We start from the raw sequence: 15,735 nt of genomic DNA, 5'->3' as shown, positions 1-15,735 counted from the left end.
CCAGTCAACGAAAAGCTGCCTATCGAGGAGTGTTCCAATGGCTGCCAAAGATGTGAAATTTCATACCGAAGCCCGCGAGAAGATGTTACGCGGTGTCGATATGCTTGCCAATGCGGTGAAGGTGACGCTTGGTCCCAAGGGCCGCAACGTTGTCTTCGACAAATCGTTCGGCGCGCCGCGCATCACCAAGGACGGCGTGACGGTGGCAAAAGAGATCGAGCTCGAGGACAAGTTCGAGAACATGGGCGCTCAGATGGTCCGCGAAGTTGCTTCGAAGACCAGCGACACCGCAGGCGATGGCACCACGACCGCGACGATTCTTGCTCAGGCCATTGTCAGGGAAGGGGCCAAGGCGGTCGCTGCCGGCATGAACCCGATGGATTTGAAGCGCGGTATCGACAAGGCGGTCGACGCCGTGGTCGCCGACCTGAAATCCAATGCCCGCAAGGTGACCAGGAACGACGAAATCGCTCAGGTCGGCGCCATCTCTGCCAATGGCGATGCCGAGATCGGCCGCTTCCTCGCAGAGGCGATGGAAAAGGTTGGCAATGAGGGTGTCATCACTGTCGAGGAAGCGAAGACCGCTGAGACCGAGTTGGAAGTGGTCGAAGGCATGCAGTTCGACCGTGGCTACCTCTCGCCCTATTTCATCACCAATCAGGATAAGATGCGCGTCGAACTCGAAGAACCCTATGTGCTGATCCACGAGAAGAAGCTGTCCAACCTGCAGGCCATGCTTCCTGTGCTCGAAGCCGCCGTGCAATCCGGCAAGCCGCTGTTGATCATCGCCGAGGACGTCGAGGGCGAGGCGCTGGCGACGCTGGTCGTCAACAAGCTGCGCGGCGGCCTGAAGGTCGCGGCCGTCAAGGCACCGGGCTTCGGCGATCGCCGCAAGGCCATGCTGGAGGATATTGCCATCCTGACCGGCGGCACGGCGATTTCGGAGGACCTCGGCATCAAGCTCGAGAACGTCACACTGGAGATGCTCGGCCGCGCCAAGAAGGTGCTGATCGAGAAGGAGAACACCACCATCGTCGACGGCGCCGGCCGCAAGGATGAAATCCATGCGCGCATCAGCCAGATCAAGGCGCAGATCGAGGAAACCACCTCCGACTACGACCGCGAAAAGCTGCAGGAGCGGTTGGCCAAGCTCGCCGGCGGCGTCGCCGTCATCCGTGTCGGCGGCTCGACCGAGATCGAGGTCAAGGAGCGCAAGGATCGCGTCGACGACGCCATGCACGCCACACGCGCGGCGGTTGAGGAGGGCATCCTGCCCGGCGGCGGCGTGGCGCTGCTGAGAGCGGCGAAGGCGCTCGATAACGTCGTCGTCGACAATCCCGATCAGAAGACCGGTGTCGACATCGTGCGTCGCGCCATCGAAGCGCCGGTGCGCCAGATCGCCGAGAATGCCGGCGCCGAAGGTTCGATCATCGTCGGCAAGCTGCGCGACACGGGCGAGTTCGGCTATGGCTGGAACGCGCAGACCAACGAGTTCGGCGACCTCTACAGTCAAGGCGTCATCGACCCGGCCAAGGTCGTGCGCACTGCTCTCCAGGGTGCCGCCTCTGTTGCCGGCCTGCTGGTGACGACCGAGGCGATGGTGGCCGAGAAGCCGAAGAAGGAAGCTGCCGCGCCGGCCATGCCCGGCGGTGGCGGCATGGACTTCTAAGGCCAGGCTTCCAAAGCGCGACTTCGAAACGGCAGATGGACCGTGTCCGCCAAAAGCGGGCACGGTCTTGCCGGTCCGGGACTAATGCTGAGCAGGTGTTGCCATGGATATGATGGACAGTTTTGGAAAGATCGCGGCGCCGACCCGCCCGAAAAACGATTTCAACTATGAAGCCGACTGCAGGGCGGCGCTGGCGCCTTTGGTCGACGGCTTGCTGGATATGGCCGAGTCGGCCGGCTGGGACCGCGGCAAGGCGGCCTACACGCTGATGTTTCTGTCGGCTCAACGCGTGGGGGCCGGCACGGAGGAGCGCAAATGATCGCGGCGCGGATGCGCGAATGCCTGCGCCTGCTGCGTTGGTCGGAAACCGATTTCGCCGAAGAGGCGGGTTACCCGCTCGCCAAGGCAAAGGCGTGGCTCTACGGGCGCGAACATCCGCCGCTGGGCGTGGCGGCCTGGCTCGAGCGCTGGTCAAGGTGCATCGGCTGCTGCCGCGGCCGGGCATGCAAGCCGTATTGCATTCGCCGATCGACGCCGTCCTGCAGGCGGATCGAAGCGCCCGCGCGGTTGAGTTCCGAAAGGAGCCGATTGAGCCAGGAAAGGAGAGTGTCATGGATCGTGCTTCGTTCGACAAGCCGGTTACCATCCTCACCGGCCTCGGTACGCCGACGAAGATAGAAAGCGCGGCTGAGGCTTATGCACTTTTGGCTGAGTGGCCGGCAACGAGCCGGACGGCCGCGCATGACATCGCCGCAAAAGCGTGCCGTGCAGCACTGGAAGGAGAGATCGACGCCGAGACGGCGCGCGCCACCTTCGTTGCCTTCGCCCGCCGCAACGACCTGCTTGCGCCGCAGACGAACGGGACGGTTGCCGGCGAGAGCGTTGCTGGCGCGACGGTTGCCGACTGGGCAACGCGCGCACAGCGCGTCAACGCCCCGGCCTGAGCGGTTGGAGAAGTCGCCAATCTCCCCCCTTGAGGGGGAGATGTCGCCGAAGGCGACAGAGGGGGTCGGTACGTCCTGGCGCGACGCCATGTTGGACGAAAGAGAAAGTTGGCGCCTCACGCGCGGCTACCCCCTCTGGCCTGCCGGCCATCTCCCCCTCGAGGGGGGAGATTACGCGCTCAGCCGCTTTCGCCTACTAAGCCATCGGTAGCAGCCGGCGCATGATCAGCGAGGCATGGCCGCCCACCCCGTGTGCAGCCGGCCGGCGCTCGACGACCTCGAAGCCGTGCTTGCGATAGAAGGCGATTGCGCGGTCGTTGCCCTCGATCACTTCCAGGGCGATGCTGGGAATACCCGCATGCGCGGCAAGAACGGCATGCAGCAGGTCGGCGGCAAGGCCGGTGCCGTACTCGCTTTTGTCTATATGGAGCCGCTCGAGCATGACCTCGCCTTTGTCGTCCATCGCGGCCATCGCATAACCGGCGAGCGAGCCGTCAGCCCGCTCGGCGACGAAGGACATCTTGCTGTCGTCCCTGAGCTCGGCCGCCAACCGCTCCGGCGCGTGCCTCTCATCCGACAGCCGTGCCGTCGTCTCGGCACCCAGGATCGGCGAATAGGTGTGTCGCCAGGACCCTCCAAGCAGCCGCGACACCGCCGGAACGTCCTGTTCGGTCATGGTTCTTATTTGGGTCATTGGCACCTCGCCCCAGAAACCTGCCCCTTTTGAGCGGAGATGTCCGGCAAGACAGAGAGGTACTGTCCCGCCGGCCCTGCACGGCTGAGTTCAGCGCACATCCGCGCCGGCCACCATGACTATGTGCTGGCAGACATTGTCGATATCGCGAATGACGTCGTCGTTCCAGAACCGCAGGATAGTCCAGCCCAGCGCTTCAAGCCGTGCGCTTCTGGTAGCGTCCGATATTGAGGCATCGGCCCGGGCATGCTGGGAGCCATCCAGTTCGACAATCAGCTTTTTGTCCGGGCAGGCAAAATCGACAATATGGCCTGCAATTGGCATCTGCCGCCGAAATGCCAGCCCCATGAGTCGATGCGCCCTGACCTCATTCCAGAGCTTCAGCTCGGCATCCGTCATGGCCTTGCGCATCTTGCGCGCATTGCCGCGGTTACGGGGAGGTACGGGATAGTGATTCACTACTTCTATTCCTCAGCGCGAACCTTGCCCATCTTCTCTATGCTGCGCTTGAACACCCCCCTCTGTCCTGCCGGACATCTCCCCCTCAAGGGGGGAGATTGGCAGCTTCGCCGAAAATTCTCCCTTCTTTAGAGATTGGCGAAAGCTGGAGCGACGTCCAATCTCCCCCCTTGAGGGGGAGATGTCCGGCAGGACAGAGGGGGGTGCTGGCCCGCCGACCTGGATAGGCATGGCACCTGTATCACCGCCTTACCCGCGATTTCAGCCAGCGGTCGAAGGCCACGGCGAGGATGAGGATCAGGCCGATGACAATGCTTTGCGTGTAGGACGAGACATTGTTGAACTGCAGCCCGTTCTGCAGCACGCCGATCAGCCCTGCACCGACCACCGTGCCGCCGACGCTGCCGATGCCGCCGAACAGCGAGGTGCCGCCGATGACGACAGCCGAGATCACTGTCAGCTCGTAGCCGATGCCGGCGACGGCTTCGGAGGAGTTGAGCCGCGCCGACAAAACGAAGGCGGCAAGGCCGGCGAAGAAGCCGACGATGATGTAGACCGAGATCAGGATGCGGTCGACACGCAGGCCGGAGAGTCGTGCCGCCTCGGCATTGCCGCCGACGGCATAGACCGCGCGGCCGTAACGTGTGTAGCGCAGCACGATATGGCAAAGCATCGCGGCAATCGCGAAGATGATCGCCGGCACCGGAACCGGGCCGATCAGGCCGGTACCGAACCAGCGCATCGAGGCGTCGAAGCCGGAGATCGGGCCGCCATTGGAAATCGTCAAGGTCAGGCCGCGAAACACGGTGAGGCCGCCAAGCGTGACGACGAAGGGCGGCACTTTCAGCCTGGTGATGGCAAAGCCCTGGACGCCGCCGGCCACGGCACCGACGACGACGGCCGCGAGAAGGGCGGCGAACCAGCCATAGCCCTGCGTGCCCGTTGTCGACAGCGACAGCGTGTTGGCGGTGCCGCCCTTGGCCACCACCGCCGCGACCATGCCGCAGAAGGCGAGCAGCGAGCCGACCGACAGGTCGATGCCGGCGGTGAGGATGACGAAGGTCATGCCAAGCGCGATCAGGCCGGTGATCGAGATCTGGCGCATGATGTTGAACAGGTTGATCGGGTCGATGAAGCTCGGCTTCAGCACGGTGAAGACGACGATCAGCAACGCCAGGAACATCAGTGGGCCGAAACTCATCAGCAGCCGCGCAATATTGACACCGCCGCGCTGGCTCCGTTCGGTCGTGCTGGTCATTGCGTTGCTTCCTGCTTCTGGTCGAGCGCCATCAGTTCCATCAATTTCTCCTCGGTCGCCTCGACGCCGGGCATCTCGCCGGTAATGCGCCCGCGCCGCATGGTGACGATCCTGTCCGACACCGCAAGCACTTCGGGCAGCTCGGACGAGATCATCATGATGGCGATGCCGCGCGCGGCGAGCTCCACCAGGATCTGGTGCACTTCCGCCTTGGCGCCGACATCGACGCCGCGCGTCGGTTCATCGACGATCAGTACCTTGGGATCGCGCGCCAGCCAGCGGGCAAGGATCACCTTCTGCTGGTTGCCGCCGGACAGGCCCTCGATCGCCTGCTCGGGCGAAGCCATGCGGATCGACAGCATCTTCCTGTAGTTCGCCAGCGCCTCGCGTTCGCGCCGCTCGGCCATGAAGCCGACACTGGAGTAGCGGTCGAGCGCGGCGATCGAGAAATTGGTGAGGATGGCGAGTGCTGCGAAGATTGCCTGGTGCTTGCGGTCTTCCGGAACCAGCCCGATGCCGAGTTCGATGGCGTCGGCGGGTGAGGCGGGCGCGATCGGCTTGCCGTCGAGCCTGATGGTGCCGGCTGCAATGCGGTCGGCGCCGAAGATGGCGCGGGCGAGCTCGGTGCGGCCGGAGCCGACGAGGCCGGCGACGCCGAGGATTTCGCCCGCCTTGAGGTCGAGATCGACGCCTTCGAGCACGATGGCGTGCGGCGCCTGCGGATCGCGCACCGTGCGCAGGCCGCGCACCGAGAGCCGGACGTCGCCGGCGACGTCGCGCTGCGTCGGCCTGGCATAGAGCTCGGAAGCGGCGCGGCCGACCATCTTCTCGATGATCTTCGGCAGTTTGATCGGCCCGCCTTCGCGGTCGAGATGGCCGGCCAGCCTGCCGTCGCGCAGCACCGTCATGCGATCGCAGATCGCCGAGGCCTCCTCCAGCCGGTGGGTGACGAACATGATGGCGACGCCATCCTTGCGCAGCCGGTCCATGATCGACATCAGCCTGTGCACTTCGGTTTCGGTCAGCGCCGAGGTCGGCTCGTCCATGATAATCAAGCGGCTCTTCAGCGACAGCGCGCGGGCGATCTCGACCAGCTGCTGCTCGGCCACCGACAGCGCCGACACCGGCGTCGCCGGGTCGAGGTCGAGGCCGACGCGAGCGATGATCGCGCGTGAGTCTTCCACCATCTTTCGCCAGCTGACCAGCCCGAACCGGCCGAGCGGCGCGCGACCGATGAAGATGTTCTCCGCTACCGTCAGCGTCGGGATCAGGCTCAGTTCCTGGTAGATTGTTACGATGCCGTGGCGCTTGGCATCCTGCGGATTGTGCGGGCTGAATTCGACGCCGTCGAAGACGATGCGGCCGCTGGACGGCGGCATCACGCCGGAGAGGATCTTGAGCAGTGTCGACTTGCCGGCGCCGTTCTCGCCGAGCAGGCCGAGGATCTCGCCGGGGCGGACTTCAAGCGATACGTCGTTCAGCGCGGTGACGCCGGCAAAGCGCTTGGTCACGCCCTCGACGGTGAGCAGGGCGGGAGAGGGTGAAGGCGCTGCGGCTTCGGCTGCGGGCAAAGGTTGCTCCCAATTTGCGATTGATGGCGGGACAGCGCCCCCTCTGTCCTACCGGACATCTCCCCACGAGGGGGAGATTGGATGTCTTTCGCCAATCTTCCTGCGTTGCAGAAAAGGCGCCATCGGCGAAGCTCCCGATTTCCCCCCAAGTGGGGGGAGATGCCCGGCAGGGCAGAGGGGGGGCGCGACAGAATGCTACTTTTGCCGCTGCGCGCCCTTTGTGCAACCTTACTTCGTCTCGCCCAGCCTCTCCGCCTTGTCGAGATTGTCCTTGCCGATGACGATCGGCGTCAAAAGCACCAGCTTTTCCTTCGGCTCGGTCTTGTCCCTGGCGTAAGCGACCGCGATCTGCACCGCAGTGCGCGATTGTTCGCCGGGGAATTGCTCGACCGTTCCGGCCAGCTTGCCGTCGCGCACGGCGACCAGCGCTTCGGGAAGCGCGTCGAAGCCGTAGATCTTGACGTCGGTGAAGTTGCGCGCCGCGCAGGCTTCAACCGCGCCAAGCGCCATGTCGTCATTGGCGCAGATGATCGCGTCGGGCTTGCCGTTGGCGGCAAGGCCGGCCTCGGTGACGGACAGCGCCTCGGCGCGGGCGAAGTTGGCGGTCTGCTCGAAGATGATCTGGTACTTGTCCTTCATCGGATCGAGGACGTTGTGCACACCCTTGTTGCGGTCGATCGCCGGGCCGGCACCGGGCTGGCCCTGCAGATGGAAGATCTTGGCGCCGTTCGGGAATGCCGCCACCATGGCCTTCGCTTCGGCCTCGCCGCCCTTGACGTTGTCGGCGCCGACATGGGCAAGGATGCCCTCGACGCCTTCGACACGGCGGTCGATGGTGACGACGGGAACGCCGGCCTTGACCGCTTCCTCGATGGCTGGGGCCAGCGCATTGACGTCGAGCGGCGAGATGACGATGGCGTTGACCTTCTGCACGAGCGCCGCTTCGATATCGGCGGTCTGCTTGGGCGCCGAATTCTGGCCGTCGCTTTCGACCAGGTTGACGCCCTGCGCCTGGGCTTCCGCCTTGATCTGGTTCAGCATGTGCACGAAGAACGGAAAGCCGAGGCTCGGCACCGAACCCAGGATGGTCAGCTTGTCCTGGGCAAAAGCCAGTTGCGGAGCGGCCAGCGCCAAAGCGCCCATCGCCGCGGTCGACAGCAGGAATTCACGTCTGTTGATCAATTTAGTCTCCTCCCAGATGAGCGCACGACCCCGAAACCGGAATGGGTTTTCCGGAAGGTTCCTTGCGTCGATTCAAAAATGGAGTGTCCTTCGAGCGCCCAACTCGTGTTTGAAGGGACGCAACGGCGCTCCAGCCGGTCCACCGCGACGTTCTCCTCCGCTCGGTGCCTGCCGGCGGATGCTAGCCAAGGCCGGAGCTTTGCGCAAGAACGCGCTACCGCGCGCGGCTCGCAGCGACCGCCAAATTGACAGCCGACACGCTCTCGGCCATCCTTAAGGCACGCCGCCTTGCGGCTTGTGCGTGAGTAACCAGCATGGCCAGTTCCGTCGCCAGTCAGAAATCCAAGCGCGCCGCGGTGCGGAACGCGCTCGACCGCCACAAGGTGTACATCACCGCGCAGCGTTTTTCGGCCGGCAGCTACAGCGCGCGGGTGCTGGTCAACGGCGAGGCCTATTGGGTCGACGAATTCCGGCTCAGCCAGCTGCAGCAGGGCCTGTCGCCGGCCGAGCTCGAATTGACGCCGGCCACCGACGATTGAGCGGCATGACGCCGACCTGCCGCATGCTGACAAAATGATTCAAGACATGCGCATCAAGCCGTTGTTTTTGCGCAAGAGCATGTGGCCGTGACCGCCCCGCCAAAGCTCAAGGCCTATCGCGCCAAGCGCGAGTTCACGAGGACGCCGGAACCCGCCGGCGGGCTGGTTGCCGGGGAAGGCAACCGCTTCGTCGTTCACAAGCACCACGCCACCGCCGACCACTACGACCTTCGCCTGCAGGTCGGCGACGTGCTGAAGAGCTGGGCGGTGCCGCGCGGCCCGTCGCTCAACCCCGCCGACAAACGGCTGGCGGTCGAGACCGAGGACCATCCGCTCGAGTATATCGACTTCGAAGGTGTGATTCCCGAAGGCGAATATGGCGGCGGGCCGATGATCGTCTGGGACACCGGTGTCTGGGCGCCGATGGACGATGTCGAGAAGAGCCTGCGCACCGGTTCCTTCAAGTTCCGCCTCGCCGGCGAAAAGCTGAATGGCGGCTGGATGCTGACGCGGCTGAAACCGAAGCCCGGCGAGGATGCGGGCAAGAAGAACTGGCTGCTGTTCAAGGAGCGCGATCTCGCCGCCGACGCCAAGCTCGACATACTGGAAGCCCGGCCGGAAAGCGTCAAATCCGGACGCCGCATCGAGGAACTGGCGGCAACGCCGAAGCCGGCCGCCAAGCCTGCCAGGCCGGTGGTGCTGAAGCCAGGTGCTTTGCCGGGCGCCGTCAAGGCGCCGCTGCCCACCCGCATCGAGCCGCAACTGGCGACGCAGGTTTCGAAACCGCCGGGCGGCGATGACCCAGCGGCCCGAACGGGCGAAGTCTGGCTGCACGAGATCAAATTCGATGGCTACCGCACCATGGCGCATCTCGGTAACGGCGCAGTCAGGCTGATCACCCGCGCCGGCCTCGACTGGACGAAGCGCTATGGCGACCTGCCCCTTGCCTTCGCCAGGCTGCCGTGCCGCGAGGCGATCATCGACGGCGAGGTCGTCGCGCTCGACGCCAAGGGCATCAGCCGCTTTGCCCTTTTGCAGAATGCGCTGGCCGAAGGCGCCGGCAACAAGCTCCACTTCTACGCCTTCGATCTTCTGTATCTCGACGGCTGGGACCTGAGACAAGCGCCGCTCCGCCGGCGCAAGGCGCTGCTTTCGCAATTGCTGTCCGGTCTCGGCGCCAATTCGGCCATCCAGCTCAGCGATCATGTCGAAGGAGACGGCCAGGCACTTTATGACCAGGCGTCCGAGATGGGGCTCGAGGGTGTCGTCTCCAAGCGCGCCACGGCAATCTACCAGAGCGGCCGTACCAAGACCTGGACCAAGACCAAGGCGCTTCAGACCGGCGACTTCGTCATCGCCGGCTACACAGTTTCCGACGCGGCCGAGGGGCTGGCTGCACTTGGCCTCGGCGAATTCGAGGACGGCGAGCTGCACTATCGCGGCAAGGTCGGCACCGGCTTCGATGCGGGAACCGCCGGCGAATTGCTGGCCAGGCTGGAGCCGCTAAGGGCGGGTGCATCCGCGCCAGAAGGCGTTCCGCGCGAAATCATGCGCGAGATGAAATGGGTGCGGCCGCTGCTTTCGGCGCATATCCACTACGCCAACCGGACCACCGACAATGCGCTGCGCCATGCGGTGTTCCGCGGCCTGCGCGACGTCGGCCTGTCGACGCCGGTTTCGGCCAAGCGCAAGCGGCTGATCGCCGAGGCCGACCTCGCCACCATCTGGGTGACCAATCCGACGCGACGGCTGTTCGGCAAGACCGGCCCGACCAAGCTCGACATTGCCGTCTATTATGCGCTGGTCGGCGATTTCATGCTGCCGCACATTCTCGGCCGGCCGGTGTCGCTGGTGCGCTGCCCGACCGGCAGGCCGCAGGACTGTTTCTTCCAGCGCCACGCCTTCACCGGCATGCCGTCATCCGTGGCGACTTTCGAAGCGACCAATTCGGAGGGCGAGACCAAATCCTATCTCTCGGTGGAAGACGCCAAGGGCTATCTGGCCCTGGCGCAGTTCGGTGTCGTCGAGTTCCACACCTGGGGCACCCATCGCACGCGGCTCGACAAGCCGGACCTGGTCGTTTTCGACCTCGACCCGGGCGAGGGGATCGCCTGGCGCGAGGTGGTTGAGGCGGCGGTGCACATTAAGGGCGAGCTGGAAGCGCTAGGGCTGGTGCCGTTCGCCAAGACGTCCGGCGGCCACGGCATCCACATATCAGTACCGGTGACGCAAAAGCAGAACTGGAAGAAATTGCACCAGGCGACCAGCGCCATCTCGACGCATCTTGCCGCCACCGCGCCCGACACTTTCACCACCACCATGGGCAAGGATAACCGCAAGCGGCGCATCTTCATCGATTATCACCGCAATGCGCGCGGCCACACCTCGGCGGCTCCCTATTCGCTGCGCGCCCGCACCAATTTGCCGGCCTCGACACCGGTGAGCTGGAGCGACCTGGCGACCATCGATGCCCCGCAGGATCTGAATTATTCGTCACTGCCGGGCCTGCTGGCGACGTCAGGCGACCCTTGGGCCGACATGGAAGATTTCGCCCGGGATTTGCCGGTGATGGGCACTGCGAGATAGTCCCGCGGGCGCGGCCCCAGACTCCATCGACGCTCCGGAAAATTTGAATTATTCTTCGCCACGGACCTCTTACCTGCAGGGGCTCCGGCGGAGGAAGATTTCGCTAGGGATTTGCCGGTATTGTAAGGGCAATGTAGGATTTCGGCAGCCGCATTCGTCCTCCGGACGAATGAACGCTGCGAACAGTTCGACAGCACAAGGCCGCGTAGGAGTATTTCATGGCGCCCAGGGCAAGTTGGAAAGGTTACCTCAAGCTCAGTCTGGTCAGCTGTCCGGTCCGGCTCTATCCGGCGACGAGCGCCAGCGAGCGCATCAGCTTCAACCAGCTGCACAAGAAGACGCACAACCGCATCAACATGAAGCCGGTCGACCCCGAGCTCGGGCTGGTCGAGCGTTCGGACCTGGTCAAGGGCTACGAATACGAGGAGAAGCAGTACATCATCATCGAGGACTCCGATCTCGATGCGGTGCGCATCGAATCCAACCATACGATGAACATCGAGGCTTTTGTCGACGAGCATTCGGTCGACGTCATCTATCAGGACGCGCCCTATTACCTGGCGCCGGACGGCGCAATGGCCGAGGAGACCTTTGCCGTGTTGCGCGAAGCGATGCGCAAATCCGGCAAGCTGGCGATCGCCCGCCTGGTGCTGTCCAGCCGCGAGCGCGTGGTGACGATCGGCGCGCGCGAGAACGGCATGTTCGTCTGCACCTTGAGGAATCCGAACGAAGTGCGTGGCACGGCTGAATATTTCGGCAATATCCCGGCCGGAAACCCCGATCCCGAAATGCTGCAATTGGCCGAAGCGCTGATCAAGCAGAAGGAAACCACCTTCGATCCGAAGAATTACGAGGACCGCTACGAGATCGCGCTGATGGCGATGATCCGCGAGAAGCTGAAGGGCCATAAGCCGATCATCGCGGCGGCCCCCGAGCGCGGCAATGTCATCAATCTCATGGATGCGCTGAAGGCGAGCCTGTCGCAATCGGCCAAACCGCCGGCCAAGTCGAAGAGCAAGGCCGATGAAACGGCCAAACCCGCGGCGAAATCCGCCAAGGCCGGCGCCGCCGCGGTCAAGGAAAACCCGCTCAAGGCGAACCTTCTCAAAGCCGTCGGCAAGAGCAAGGCGTGACGGCTCTCGCCGGCACGGTCTTCGGCATCGTCGGCGCGCTGGCGGCCTTTCCGCTCAGGCTGGCGGCGCGCGAGGTCGAGCGCCAGCACGGCCAGTTGCGGCGCGGCGTCACTCGGCGCACCACACATGTCGTGTTGGGCCGCAAGTTGCTCGCCAAAGCCGGCGATGGCGAGATCGAGCGTCGGGCTGCTGCGGAGCGCACGGTGGGGCGCAAGCTGGTCAGCGAGAACGGCTTCCTGCGCCTGCTCGGATTGATGAAGGCGCCGGAGGCTTCTGCGCTGTCGCGGCAGTCGCTGATCGACCAGTCGCGGCTGACCGGCGAGGATCTCGACCTTTTGTCGCTGTTCGATGCCTTCGAGCATGATTGCGAACCGTATTCCTTTCGCGACCTGATCCTCGCCCGCAAATATGCCGGGCTGGTTGCCGGCGGCGCCTCGTGGGGGGCGATTGCGCGCTCGGTGCACCGCTCGGGCCCGGTCGCCTCGCTCACCGCCAAGTCGCTCGCCGTCGGCTCGCAGCACGGGCGGGCCGATGCGATCTATCTCGAAGGCGGCCAGAGCGAACTCGACGGCCAGCTGCTGTTCGATCTGGGAACGCAGGATGACGACACGCTGGAAGAGCTGTTCGCCGATGCCGAGGCGGCGGAAGGGGCTGAAGAGCACGAGCAGGCGGCGGCGCTCTACCAGCGCTGCCTGGCCATCGACCCAAGCGATGCCATCGCCGCCTTCAACCGCGCCAACTGCCTGCGCGCCGCCGGCCAGGCGGCCGAGGCGGCGCACGACTATGCCCGCGCCATAAAGCTCGATCCCGGCTTCGTCGAGGCCTGGTTCAATCTCGCCGGGCTGATGAGCGAGGAGGGGCGGGTAGCCTCGGCGCGCCGCCATTTGCTGAAGGCGATCGCACTCGATCCCAATTATGCCGACGCGGTGTTCAACCTTGCCAGGCTGGAGTTCGACGCCGGCAATCTCGCCGAGGCGCGGCGTCGCTGGGTGCGCTACCTCGAGCTCGACGCCAATTCCGAATGGGCGCGCACGGCGGCCAAGGGGATACAGTTCGTGGATTTGCAGCTGGCGCGGATGTCGGCAGGGTGAGGTAGTAGCGCCTCCTTCTCCCCTTGTGGGAGAAGGTGGATCGGCGCGCAGCGCCGAGCCGGTTGAGGGGTGTTGGAAGAAATGAGGCGTCGGCGTTCCCTGGAACACCCCTCATCCGACCGAGCTTCGCTCGGTCACCTTCTCCCACAAGGGGAGAAGGGGTCACCAGCGTTGGAGTCCCCATGACAACCTTCCTCTTCGACGGCCCCGACACCGCCGCCATCATCATCCTGCTCGCCCATGGCGCAGGCGCTCCTATGGACTCGCCCTCGATGACCGCCACCGCCAAGGCGCTGGCCGCAGCCGGCTTCCGCGTCGCGCGCTTCGAATTCCACTACATGGCGGCTCGCCGCTACGGCCACCGCAAGCCGCCGCCGCGCGCCGAGACGGTTAACCCGGAATACGTCAAGGCGATCGCCGACCTCCGGGCGAAGGGCGTGAAGGGTCCGCTGATCATCGGCGGCAAGTCGATGGGCGGACGCGTCGCTTCGATGATCGCCGACGAGATGTTTTCGAAGGGCGAGATTTCAGGGCTGCTTTGTCTCGGCTATCCCTTCCATCCGCCTGACAAACCGACGCAGCTTCGGACAAAACACCTGGCCGATCTCAAGACGCCGACATTGATCTTCCAGGGCACGCGCGACGAGTTCGGGACCAAAGACGAGGTCGCGACCTATGCTCTGTCCGACGCAATCGAGATCTTCTGGCTGGAAGACGGCGACCATGATCTGAAGCCGCGCAAAAACATCTCCGGCTTCTCCACCGCCGATCATCTGAAGACGCTCGCTGATGCGGTGAAGGCGTGGACCGAACGCATCGTGCGCTGAAGCAGGCCGATGAAGATCGCCACCTTCAACGTCAACAACATCAACAGCCGGCTGCCGAACCTGCTCGCATGGCTGGCTGCCGCCAAACCCGACATCGCCTGCCTGCAGGAGCTCAAGGCGAGACAGACGCAGTTTCCGCGCACTGCGCTGGCGGCGGCCGGCTACGGCGCGGTTTGGGTCGGGCAGCCGACCTGGAACGGCGTCGCCATCCTTTCGCGTGGCGCAGAACCCGTTCTGACCCGCGAGGCGCTGCCCGGCGACGATAGCGACCAGCAGGCGCGCTACATCGAAGCGGCGGTCAACGGCATCGTCGTCGCCTGCCTCTACGCGCCGAACGGCAATCCGCAGCCCGGCCCGAAATTCCAGTACAAGCTCAACTGGCACGAAAGGCTGGAGGCGCATGCGGCGCAGTTGCTCGACACCGGCCTGCCGGTGGTGCTGGCCGGCGACTACAACATCGTGCCCGAGCCGCGCGACATCTACCCGACCCGCTCCTATGACGACAACGCGCTGGTCCAGCCGGAAAGCCGCGCATCGTTCCAGCGGCTGCTCGACCAGGGCTGGCTTGACGCGCTGCGCAAGAAGCACCCGAACGAGACGCTCTACACATTCTGGGACTATCGCCGCAACCGCTGGCCGCGCGATGCCGGCCTGCGCCTCGACCATATCTTGCTCAGCAAGAAGCTGTCGCGCCGGCTGGTAGCGGCGGGCATCGACCGCGACGTGCGCGGCGAGACCGGCGCCAGCGATCATGCGCCGGTCTGGGTGGAGTTGAAGTGAGGCACGGAGGCTGGCGCCGCCTTTCCGGGCGGCAACCAGTCAAGTTGGCCGCGCCGCTTCGCGGGCGAACGCCTCGATCAGAGGTGCGTATCCCTCAAGGTCGGGCTGCGTAGCGAAACTGTGGCTAGCGGCGGTCGAAGCCCAGGGCAGCTTTTCCGACGTGAAGACTTCGACGAAAGGCACGTACCATTGGTGCTCGTCCAGCATGGTCGCACGAATGTTGACGAAAAAGTCCAGGCCATGCGGGCGCGTGAACATCCAGTTCTTGCAATGCGGGCAATAGAGCTGGCGATGCGGGCCGTGCAGGCCGCCGACCACCGGCTCGCCTTGCGTTATGGCAAAACCGTCGCTCGGCACGGCGATGGTCAGGGAATACGCGCTGGCGCTCAGCTTCTGGCAGCCGGTGCAGTGACACGCCATCGTCAGCAAGGGCGGGGCGCTGATGCGAAAGCGTATTCCGGCGCACAGGCAACCGCCGTCCCAAGGGAGCTTCCAATCGTCCATTGCTGGCCTCGCCTTAGCCTCTGCCAGCGATCTAGCGCGCGACCGGCCTGCCGGCAAACGCGGCGATGCCTGCGGCTGCTGGCGCCGACGGGCACCATGTCATCACCGGCAGCGGCGATTACACGATCAAGCTGTGGGATCTGGACAGCGGCCGCGAGGTCCGCCGTTTCGACGGCCATGAAGGCACCGTGTACGCCCTGGCGCTCTCAGCCGACGGCGAGCGGCTGCTCTCAGGCTCGCTCGACGGCACGGCGCGGCTGTGGGACATGGAGACCGGCAACCAGCTCGCCATGTTCGACAGCCAGTCCGGCCCGATCTATGCGGTTGCCTTTGCCGCGGGCGGCACGGTGCTGACCGGCGGCTACGACCGCAGCATCAGGGACTGGCCGGCTGGCGGCGCCGATAGGATGGTGCTTTTCGCCGGGGCGCCGGATTGATTGCGGGATATCCAATTTCGTCGCCGGGGCTTGGACACCCCCACTGTTGCGCTGGGCAATC

16 protein-coding genes are annotated in these 15,735 nt (G+C 64.7%); 10 read left to right on the top strand and 6 right to left on the bottom strand.

The genetic code is table 11. The features are described from left to right. The first annotated feature begins 37 nt into the window (after positions 1-37). The 3 genes from groL to NKH59_RS00220 all read left to right on the top strand — a co-directional run bounded on the left by groL (position 38) and on the right by NKH59_RS00220 (position 2,613). Positions 38-1,669, top strand: coding sequence for a chaperonin GroEL (gene groL / locus NKH59_RS00230; protein ID WP_353020479.1), 1,632 nt, complete (start codon positions 38-40; stop codon positions 1,667-1,669). A gap of 103 nt (positions 1,670-1,772) precedes the next feature. Further along, positions 1,773-1,988: a hypothetical protein gene (locus NKH59_RS00225; protein ID WP_353015515.1), complete on the top strand. Its 216-nt coding sequence runs from the start codon at positions 1,773-1,775 to the stop codon at positions 1,986-1,988. A 292-nt stretch (positions 1,989-2,280) separates the two neighbouring features. Then, entirely contained in the window at positions 2,281-2,613 is a 333-nt protein-coding gene (locus NKH59_RS00220; RefSeq protein ID WP_352501430.1) for a DUF982 domain-containing protein, read from the top strand. Between the two features lie 196 nt (positions 2,614-2,809). Here the strand turns inward: NKH59_RS00220 and NKH59_RS00215 are convergent, their stop codons facing one another. The 5 genes from NKH59_RS00215 to NKH59_RS00195 all read right to left on the bottom strand — a co-directional run bounded on the left by NKH59_RS00215 (position 2,810) and on the right by NKH59_RS00195 (position 7,774). After that, positions 2,810-3,307 carry a GNAT family N-acetyltransferase gene (locus tag NKH59_RS00215; protein ID WP_352457301.1) on the bottom strand — a complete coding sequence of 166 codons (498 nt, stop codon included), beginning with the start codon at positions 3,305-3,307 and terminating at the stop codon, positions 2,810-2,812. A gap of 90 nt (positions 3,308-3,397) precedes the next feature. Continuing rightward, the gene (locus tag NKH59_RS00210) at positions 3,398-3,766 is read right to left on the bottom strand and encodes an endonuclease domain-containing protein (RefSeq protein WP_352472114.1); all 369 of its coding nucleotides are present in this window, start codon (positions 3,764-3,766) and stop codon (positions 3,398-3,400) included. Between the two features lie 241 nt (positions 3,767-4,007). Further along, positions 4,008-5,024 (bottom strand): ABC transporter permease, encoded by a 1,017-nt coding sequence (locus tag NKH59_RS00205; RefSeq protein ID WP_353015513.1) that lies wholly within the window; start codon positions 5,022-5,024, stop codon positions 4,008-4,010. Beyond that, positions 5,021-6,595: a sugar ABC transporter ATP-binding protein gene (locus NKH59_RS00200; protein WP_352541163.1), complete on the bottom strand. Its 1,575-nt coding sequence runs from the start codon at positions 6,593-6,595 to the stop codon at positions 5,021-5,023. The genes NKH59_RS00205 and NKH59_RS00200 overlap by 4 nt, the downstream gene beginning before the upstream one ends. Positions 6,596-6,823: 228 nt before the next feature. Further along, positions 6,824-7,774, bottom strand: a complete 951-nt coding sequence (locus NKH59_RS00195; RefSeq protein WP_352472200.1) for a substrate-binding domain-containing protein — start codon at positions 7,772-7,774, stop codon at positions 6,824-6,826. A gap of 317 nt (positions 7,775-8,091) precedes the next feature. On the opposite strand from NKH59_RS00195, the gene NKH59_RS00190 reads away from it, so the two are divergent. The 6 genes from NKH59_RS00190 (at position 8,092) to NKH59_RS00165 (ending at position 14,733) form a co-directional block, all read left to right on the top strand. After that, on the top strand, positions 8,092-8,316 hold the full coding sequence (locus tag NKH59_RS00190; RefSeq protein WP_352472112.1) for a hypothetical protein: 225 nt from the start codon (positions 8,092-8,094) through the stop codon (positions 8,314-8,316). An 87-nt stretch (positions 8,317-8,403) separates the two neighbouring features. Then, on the top strand, positions 8,404-10,902 hold the full coding sequence (gene ligD / locus NKH59_RS00185; protein WP_353015511.1) for a DNA ligase D: 2,499 nt from the start codon (positions 8,404-8,406) through the stop codon (positions 10,900-10,902). A 218-nt stretch (positions 10,903-11,120) separates the two neighbouring features. After that, the gene (gene ku, locus NKH59_RS00180) at positions 11,121-12,035 is read left to right on the top strand and encodes a non-homologous end joining protein Ku (protein WP_353015509.1); all 915 of its coding nucleotides are present in this window, start codon (positions 11,121-11,123) and stop codon (positions 12,033-12,035) included. Continuing rightward, positions 12,032-13,126 carry a tetratricopeptide repeat protein gene (locus tag NKH59_RS00175; RefSeq protein WP_353020474.1) on the top strand — a complete coding sequence of 365 codons (1,095 nt, stop codon included), beginning with the start codon at positions 12,032-12,034 and terminating at the stop codon, positions 13,124-13,126. Before ku ends, NKH59_RS00175 begins: the two co-directional genes overlap by 4 nt. Before the next feature lie 182 nt (positions 13,127-13,308). After that, a complete protein-coding gene (locus tag NKH59_RS00170) occupies positions 13,309-13,953 on the top strand; it encodes an alpha/beta hydrolase family protein (protein WP_352541160.1) in 645 nt (214 codons plus the stop codon). A gap of 9 nt (positions 13,954-13,962) precedes the next feature. Beyond that, positions 13,963-14,733, top strand: coding sequence for an exodeoxyribonuclease III (locus NKH59_RS00165; protein ID WP_352472106.1), 771 nt, complete (start codon positions 13,963-13,965; stop codon positions 14,731-14,733). Positions 14,734-14,772: 39 nt separating this feature from the next. Here the strand turns inward: NKH59_RS00165 and NKH59_RS00160 are convergent, their stop codons facing one another. Then, positions 14,773-15,237, bottom strand: coding sequence for a GFA family protein (locus tag NKH59_RS00160; protein WP_352541159.1), 465 nt, complete (start codon positions 15,235-15,237; stop codon positions 14,773-14,775). A gap of 65 nt (positions 15,238-15,302) precedes the next feature. Between NKH59_RS00160 and NKH59_RS00155 the strand changes: the two genes are divergently transcribed. Next, on the top strand, positions 15,303-15,674 hold the full coding sequence (locus NKH59_RS00155) for a WD40 repeat domain-containing protein (protein WP_352472104.1): 372 nt from the start codon (positions 15,303-15,305) through the stop codon (positions 15,672-15,674). The last annotated feature ends 61 nt before the right edge of the window (positions 15,675-15,735 follow it).

Origin of the sequence: Mesorhizobium sp. M0998 (assembly GCF_040318885.1) — a bacterium.
Classification (GTDB): Bacteria; Pseudomonadota; Alphaproteobacteria; order Rhizobiales; family Rhizobiaceae; genus Mesorhizobium.
The sequence above is the reverse complement of the archived record's forward strand: the minus strand, read 5'-3'. Positions and strand labels throughout refer to the sequence as shown.

Excerpts from the sequence above, each read along its gene's own strand:
- groL (WP_353020479.1), top strand. The coding sequence starts at position 38 with ATGGCTGCCAAAGATGTGAAATTTCATACCGAAGCCCGCGAGAAGATG.
- NKH59_RS00225 (WP_353015515.1), top strand. The coding sequence starts at position 1,773 with ATGGATATGATGGACAGTTTTGGAAAGATCGCGGCGCCGACCCGCCCG.
- NKH59_RS00220 (WP_352501430.1), top strand. The coding sequence starts at position 2,281 with ATGGATCGTGCTTCGTTCGACAAGCCGGTTACCATCCTCACCGGCCTC.
- NKH59_RS00215 (WP_352457301.1), bottom strand. The coding sequence starts at position 3,307 with ATGACCCAAATAAGAACCATGACCGAACAGGACGTTCCGGCGGTGTCG.
- NKH59_RS00205 (WP_353015513.1), bottom strand. The coding sequence starts at position 5,024 with ATGACCAGCACGACCGAACGGAGCCAGCGCGGCGGTGTCAATATTGCG.
- NKH59_RS00190 (WP_352472112.1), top strand. The coding sequence starts at position 8,092 with ATGGCCAGTTCCGTCGCCAGTCAGAAATCCAAGCGCGCCGCGGTGCGG.
- ku (WP_353015509.1), top strand. The coding sequence starts at position 11,121 with ATGGCGCCCAGGGCAAGTTGGAAAGGTTACCTCAAGCTCAGTCTGGTC.
- NKH59_RS00170 (WP_352541160.1), top strand. The coding sequence starts at position 13,309 with ATGACAACCTTCCTCTTCGACGGCCCCGACACCGCCGCCATCATCATC.
- NKH59_RS00165 (WP_352472106.1), top strand. The coding sequence starts at position 13,963 with ATGAAGATCGCCACCTTCAACGTCAACAACATCAACAGCCGGCTGCCG.
- NKH59_RS00160 (WP_352541159.1), bottom strand. The coding sequence starts at position 15,237 with ATGGACGATTGGAAGCTCCCTTGGGACGGCGGTTGCCTGTGCGCCGGA.
- NKH59_RS00155 (WP_352472104.1), top strand. The coding sequence starts at position 15,303 with ATGCCTGCGGCTGCTGGCGCCGACGGGCACCATGTCATCACCGGCAGC.